Origin of the sequence: Gordonia oryzae, assembly GCF_003797185.1 — a bacterium.
Taxonomy (GTDB): Bacteria; Actinomycetota; Actinomycetes; order Mycobacteriales; family Mycobacteriaceae; genus Gordonia; species Gordonia oryzae.
The window spans coordinates 195,744-198,006 of sequence record NZ_RKMH01000007.1; the positions used below are offsets into that span (position 1 = coordinate 195,744).

The 2,263-nt window shown below is 65.0% G+C and carries 5 protein-coding genes; 2 read left to right on the forward strand and 3 right to left on the reverse strand.

Annotated elements, in window-relative coordinates:
• The first annotated feature begins 70 nt into the window (after nucleotides 1-70).
• Complete coding sequence (locus tag EF294_RS11090) at nucleotides 71-577, forward strand: MTB12 C-terminal domain-containing protein (protein WP_123929540.1); 507 nt, start codon at nucleotides 71-73, stop codon at nucleotides 575-577.
• Here EF294_RS11090 and EF294_RS22450 read toward each other — a convergent pair.
• Nucleotides 571-696, reverse strand: coding sequence for a hypothetical protein (locus tag EF294_RS22450; RefSeq protein ID WP_281275997.1), 126 nt, complete (start codon nucleotides 694-696; stop codon nucleotides 571-573). The genes EF294_RS11090 and EF294_RS22450 overlap by 7 nt on opposite strands.
• 84 nt (nucleotides 697-780) lie before the next feature.
• Here EF294_RS22450 and EF294_RS11095 point away from each other — a divergent pair, with 84 nt between their 5' ends.
• Complete coding sequence (locus EF294_RS11095; RefSeq protein ID WP_123929543.1) at nucleotides 781-1,287, forward strand: DUF4190 domain-containing protein; 507 nt, start codon at nucleotides 781-783, stop codon at nucleotides 1,285-1,287.
• 64 nt (nucleotides 1,288-1,351) lie between these two features.
• Here EF294_RS11095 and EF294_RS11100 read toward each other — a convergent pair whose 3' ends face one another.
• Both EF294_RS11100 and EF294_RS11105 read right to left on the reverse strand, forming a co-directional pair.
• Nucleotides 1,352-1,690, reverse strand: a complete 339-nt coding sequence (locus EF294_RS11100; protein WP_342774339.1) for a hypothetical protein — start codon at nucleotides 1,688-1,690, stop codon at nucleotides 1,352-1,354.
• Between the two features lie 284 nt (nucleotides 1,691-1,974).
• Nucleotides 1,975-2,208 carry an MbtH family protein gene (locus EF294_RS11105; protein WP_006370451.1) on the reverse strand — a complete coding sequence of 78 codons (234 nt, stop codon included), beginning with the start codon at nucleotides 2,206-2,208 and terminating at the stop codon, nucleotides 1,975-1,977.
• Nucleotides 2,209-2,263: the final 55 nt, after the last annotated feature.

Consider the following 2,263-nt stretch of genomic DNA (forward strand, 5'->3'; position numbering starts at 1 on the left):
CCGTCTTCCGGGCACGCCGACCTGGGTGAGTTAGTGTGGGCTTACCCGATCCTCGATGGGAGTCAGAATCATGAAGCTTCGGAAGTCCGTTGCCGCGGCCGCCCTGGCCGGTGCGGCCATCTTCACCGTTGCCGCCTGCTCGAGCAGCGACGACAACGCCTCCACCACGACCGCGAGCACCTCGGCGGCCACGAGCGCCGAGTCCAGCGCCGCAGCATCCTCCGGCACCGACGCACCCGCGCCCGCAGATCTCGACAACGCAGCGGCTCAGGCCATCCTGGACAAGGCACTGAACCCCGACACCTCCAGTGCCGATCTCGACGCCGTCGTCGACACCAGCAGCCCGCTGACCAAGCCCGCGATCCAGGCCTTCGCCAAGGGCTCCAAGCAGATGGGCTACACCTACAAGGTGACCAAGGTCAGCGGCGACGGCAACGATGCCGCACTGGTGACCTTCAATGTCGGCGGCGCACACTCGGCCAGCGGACTGCAGATGAAGTTCGTCAAGGTCGACCGAAGCTGGAAGCTCTCCGGTGACGCGGTGACGTTCCTGCAGTCGATGGCCGGCGGTCACTGACCACCGACGACGTACTCGGCGAGCGCCGCACCGGAAGCCTCCGGTGCGGCGCTCGTGCATCTGCGACCGGTGTGGCTGTAACCGATGCGGCTGGGACCGATCACGCTGGGACCGATCACGCTGGGACCGGATTGCCCGACGCGAGCGCCGGTAGCATGGCAGGACCCGGTTACGGCCGGGACATCGATGCCGAGGGAGGCGCTGTGCGAACCGATCAGGTCACCCGTCCGATTGCGCCCGCGGTGACCGATCGTCATGCGCGCTGGCCTCAGGTGAACGATCTGGTCGATGAACCCGTGGAACCCGAGACCCCGCTCTCCGAGATCCCCAGCGCCCGGAGCGATGTCGTGGACGGGCCGCTGCCTCCGATCGGCGACCTGTGGGGTAGGGCCGAACTCGGTCCGATCCCCGAGCTCCGAACATCGGGCGTCGAACCTGTCGCCTATCCGCGCGGACGCACCGCTCCGGCGGCAACCGCAGCGGTGGTATGCGGCGTCGCCTCGGTGCCGCTGACCCTGGCACTCGGCATCGGCGGGCTACTGGGCATACTGGCGATCATCATGGGAGTGACTGCGGTGCGCACCATTCGGAGAACACCGGGCATGCGTGGCACCCCTCGCGCGCTGGCGTCGATCGTGATCGGCACGGGCAGCGCCCTGGTCGGGCTACCGATTCTCGCGCTCGCCCTGATGGTCGGCTCGCTGCTGTAGAGTCTGCCGCCGAGAGCCGGCCGAGCGGGGCGCGATCCCGCGCACATCTCTCGAACCGGAGCGATCAGCCGGCGACGCGCAGGTGTCCGACAGTGTGCTCGAGATGTCGGGCCAGCCATGCGACCACCTGGTCGAGGTTGCGGCCCTGTTCGTCAGGATCGGGGATCTCGGCCAACTGCGGAACCGAGTGGAGCACCGCCGCGTAGAACGCCGCCTCGCGCGACATACCGTGTTGCGCCATAACCGCCTCGAAGGAGTCGAGCGCCTGGCCGAGTTCGCCGTAGGTCACCATCTGCCCACCGAAGCGCACCGCCGGCAACGATGGCGTGATGTCCGCCCTGTCGCGGATGTCCTGCAGAAGTTCCTTCATGTGACGCTCCCCCACCCGGCTGACTTGATTCATGGTCATCACCCTTCGATCAACCTCCCCGTTGACCGAGGGCGCTTCTTGCAATCAAGAATCGATTGCCGCGTAACGATATGGGTACCTTACCGCGTGACAGGTAGCGGAATACACACCGAAACTGGTAATGCCCACAACAACTACGGTATAACCGTCAACAGAAACGATAGAACGTGTGACACTTTTGGTCTACGTGAATTCCGTGTTTGATGTTGAACGGACACGTCGCCGTGACCACTCGGGTCCCGGCGACGTGTCGTGATACCTCGTCTGCGTTCGACGGCTCAGCCGTTCTCCCGGGCTGCCTTATCTGCCTCCATCGCGTCGATGAGGCTCTTGGGCCGCAGATCGGTCCAGTTCTTCTCCACGTACTCCAGGCACGCGGCACGTGAGTCCTCCCCGAACACCTTGGTCCAGCCGGCCGGGATGTCGGCGAACGTCGGCCACAGCGAGTGCTGGTTCTCATCGTTCACCAGCACGTAAAAGCGGCCGTTCTCGTCGTCGAATGGGTTCGTCATCTCTACTCGACTCCTTCAGTCAATCGTCGTTGCCCTCGATGCGGTTAGGTAATCC

Coding starts and splice junctions, on each gene's coding strand:
- EF294_RS11090 (WP_123929540.1), top strand. CDS start 71: ATGAAGCTTCGGAAGTCCGTTGCCGCGGCCGCCCTGGCCGGTGCGGCC.
- EF294_RS11100 (WP_342774339.1), bottom strand. CDS start 1,690: ATGAATCAAGTCAGCCGGGTGGGGGAGCGTCACATGAAGGAACTTCTG.
- EF294_RS11105 (WP_006370451.1), bottom strand. CDS start 2,208: ATGACGAACCCATTCGACGACGAGAACGGCCGCTTTTACGTGCTGGTG.